At 55.0% G+C, this 3,417-nt stretch carries 3 protein-coding genes; all 3 read right to left on the minus strand.

Features of this window, described 5'->3' with window-relative positions:
* On the minus strand, positions 1-613 hold a 613-nt coding region (locus V6C07_RS02890; RefSeq protein WP_333534879.1), incomplete at its 3' end, for a TolC family protein.
* 1,322 nt (positions 614-1,935) lie between these two features.
* Positions 1,936-2,511 carry a rubrerythrin gene (gene rbr, locus V6C07_RS02895; RefSeq protein ID WP_333534880.1) on the minus strand — a complete coding sequence of 192 codons (576 nt, stop codon included), beginning with the start codon at positions 2,509-2,511 and terminating at the stop codon, positions 1,936-1,938.
* Between the two features lie 131 nt (positions 2,512-2,642).
* Positions 2,643-3,125 carry a FlxA-like family protein gene (locus V6C07_RS02900; RefSeq protein ID WP_333534882.1) on the minus strand — a complete coding sequence of 161 codons (483 nt, stop codon included), beginning with the start codon at positions 3,123-3,125 and terminating at the stop codon, positions 2,643-2,645.
* Positions 3,126-3,417: the final 292 nt, after the last annotated feature.

Consider the following 3,417-nt stretch of genomic DNA (forward strand, 5'->3'; position numbering starts at 1 on the left):
GCTGCAAGCGCGAACGGGCCTGCGTCACGTCGGCAGCGGTATCCGCGCCAAGGCTGGCCCTGTCCTGCGCCTGATTCACCAGCGCCTTGTGCTGGCTTACGTTCATTTCGGCCAGTTCAAGAATCTTTCTGCGGCGCAGGACGTCGATATGCGAAATAATTCCTTCAAGAGAAAGCGAGGTGGCCGTGTCAAAAACACGGAACTTCACAGACTCAAGGGTGGACTTGGCAGTGCGCACGCGCGAGCGTGTGGCAAAGCCGTCCCAGATGGGCTGCACAAGCTGGGCGCTAACACCCGCCAGACCCCACATCTGATAATCCAGGTCTTTACTACGCGTGCTCGAGTCATTCAAAACACTGCCGCCGGCACGCCCGGTGACGTCCACGCGGGGGCCGAATCCGGCTTTGGCGCGGTCAACTTCGTGCGTAAGCACGTTACGGTTTTCCTGAATGCCCCTCAAGGCCCTGTTGGTACGAAGCACACCATAAATGGAATCTTCCACAGTTATGGCCTGCCCGGCGGGCGGCGGAGGCGGATATGCGCTTTCGGCAGCCATAGCGGACGCCGGGGCCAGCAGCATCAGCCCCAAAAAGGTAAAAATATACTGTCTCACAGTTCACTCCCTAGAATGAAAAGCCGCGCCTTGTGGCGGCCTTCCGCTCTGTCGCATGCCGGTCAGAATGACCCACATTGCGGATACGGCAACCGGGTGTGCCACCGTCCACAACGGCATGCTTTAGGCTTTAGATGAAATATCCAGGTTAACGGCCCGCGCAAGCTCTTGGGCGCGAAGCCCCGCGACTTGCGTATCGCTCCGCACAACGCCGATACAACAGACGGATACGGCAGACGGATACGGCAGGCCAACCAAGCAGACCAACCATCTACAAGCGTATGTCGGCTGGGGCTGCGACTCTTAACAATTAGCAATAACTGAAAAATAAAAGCAAGAGATTTTCACCTCATTAAAAAAGCAAATGACTAATAACATATTAAATAGTAAAAGAAAATATATTTAATTATATTATTATACTTTATTATCTGGAATAGCCTTGCAGATCATCGCGGCCAGAAGAAATGGGAGGCAACCGAATGAAGATAACCAGAAACAGGCAATTAATCAAATATATTATCACATTACACTATTGCGAACATGTGCTCGCGAAGCCTACAGACGCCATTCAGCATTTCACAGCGTAGATAAACCGCACCTGCGCTCCCATGACGCTTACGCAACCGTCGAGCGGTGTTAACGTAAAATTTCTCCATGAGCGATCGGGGGCCATACGCCTGGGTGGCGGATAGCGCTTGATGCCGGTTGACCTGCACAGCAATCGCCACCAGTGTAGCAAAAAGGCTGCACAGGATGCTTTTCTGTTTCATATCGCCACCACAGCAAAGCACATCTGGTGATTGAACCAGGGCCGGCCCCTTCCCGCAGTCCGGGCGAAACCGCCCGGCAGGGCTGGCGTCACAGGACGCGGCCCTGCACAGGCGGCAAACCGTCCTGCAAAAAACCGGAGATCGCACGCTGCCGCGCAAGAGAATAGCTTTCGGCAGCCGTACGGCTTCATAGCAAAACAGACCAGAGCAGTTAACTCATTTCATTCGCAAACGGCTCCAGAGCAATTTCACTTTGAAATTGCTCTGGCGGCTGCGTGAGCAGTCGCCCGCCGCAAAGATGCAAGCGCAGCTTCAGCCGTTACGACAAAAGAAGTTACGGATGCTTCAGGAGTTGTAACGCAGGAAACTACGCTTGCGAACAGCATGTGTAACGAGCGGTTTGTTTCCACACAACCACTGTCGCCATTCGTAAGGCTCGCAGGCTCGCCAACGACTGCCGCGAAGACAGCAGAGCTATTTACTTGCGCGGTTAAGCATCGAAGCGAGCGTGTCTTAAACTTTGAGAATATACATTCTCAAAGTTAATTTGCTCTAGAAGCTGTAGTTCAGTTCTTCAAAAAATGCCTTGGGGTGCGCACAGGCGGGGCACATTTCAGGAGCGTGATCCCCGTCCACGAGACAGCCGCAGTTGATGCAGCGCCACACCGTGGGTTTGGAACGCATGAACATGCGGCCTTCCTTGATATCGCCCGCCAGCTTCAGGAAGCGCTTTTCGTGGTAGGCTTCGGCCACGGCGATATGGCGCATGACACAAGCCACCTCGGAAAAGCCTTCTTTCTCGGCCGTGGCAGCCATAGAAGGATACATTTCAGTGTGCTCGTAGTTTTCGCCGTGGGCGGCAGCACGCAGGTTGGCTTCGCTGCCCGCGATGATCCCCGAAGGATACGCGGCCTGAATTTCTACTTCGCCGCCTTCAAGAAACTTGAAAAGGCGCTTGGCGTGTTCTTTTTCCTGCGCGGCGGTTTCAAGAAAGATTTCCTGCACCAGCACATAGCCGTCTTTTTTGGCGACAGAAGAGAAAAAGTCATAGCGATTACGGGCCTGCGACTCACCGGCAAAGGCAGTCAGAATATTTTTCTCGGTCTGGGTTCCCTTTAACGATTTCATGGCAAAACCTCTCTTTCGCATGCAATGCATGCCGTATATTAAGGTGTTTGGGCGTAAACGAAATAAAAAGGGATAGCAGCAGCCATCCCCCAGGACACTTCATATAATTGATATTTGTTACTGTCAATAGCCTACGAAGCCTGTTCGGCCTCGGCAAGCTGCGCCTCAAGAGCCGCAAGCTGCGCCTGAAGAGCATTGATTTTGCTTTGCAAAGCCGTATCCGGTCCGCGACCGCCGGCCTGGCCGGCAAGGCTGGTCAACTGGCTTTTGAGGGCTTCTATCTGTTTTTTTATACCCTCAACAGAGCTGGAACCGCCAAGCCCGCCTGACGCGCCCCCTGCCCCTGAAGCCTTGTCGTCACCACCGCTGCCGGAAAGTCCTGCCACGGAACTGCCGGAAGCGGCCTGCCCGTCCCCTGCCTCCGACGCCTTGCCCGAAGCCGAATAGCGTCCCAGTTTTTCGCGCAAAAGCTCTTTGGCCTCTTCAGAAATATTTACGGTATCGCCGGAATCGCCCTTGCCGGAAGCGGCGGCATTTCGGGCGCTGCCGCCCAGATCCCATATCCCTTCCACGCCGGAAAGCCCGCCAACGCCATATGTGCCGGACACGCTCATATCTGCTCCTTCGATGCTTCGCACCGGTTGGAAAACAATTCCTACCGCCCGTGCCAGAAAAAAAGAGCAAAAGCCGTGCCAGCGCATCCCGGGAAAAACCTGCCGGCGGCCAGGCAAAGATGCGTCAACGGCCCTTTACAAGGGCTTGTCCCCTGTGGCAGCCTCGGCCCATGCCTGAAAAAAAGACCGCATCACAGCGCCGCAAAAGTCAGGGGGCATTCCCTCCCCTGCCGGAGCATATCCAACTGCCCCTGGCCGGAGGAGCACGGCTGTCCGCCAGGGTGCGACCTTC

Origin of the sequence: Desulfovibrio sp. 1214_IL3152 (assembly GCF_036763055.1) — a bacterium.
GTDB lineage: Bacteria > Desulfobacterota > Desulfovibrionia > Desulfovibrionales > Desulfovibrionaceae > Desulfovibrio.

Coding starts and splice junctions, on each gene's coding strand:
- rbr (WP_333534880.1), bottom strand. CDS start 2,511: ATGAAATCGTTAAAGGGAACCCAGACCGAGAAAAATATTCTGACTGCC.
- V6C07_RS02900 (WP_333534882.1), bottom strand. CDS start 3,125: ATGAGCGTGTCCGGCACATATGGCGTTGGCGGGCTTTCCGGCGTGGAA.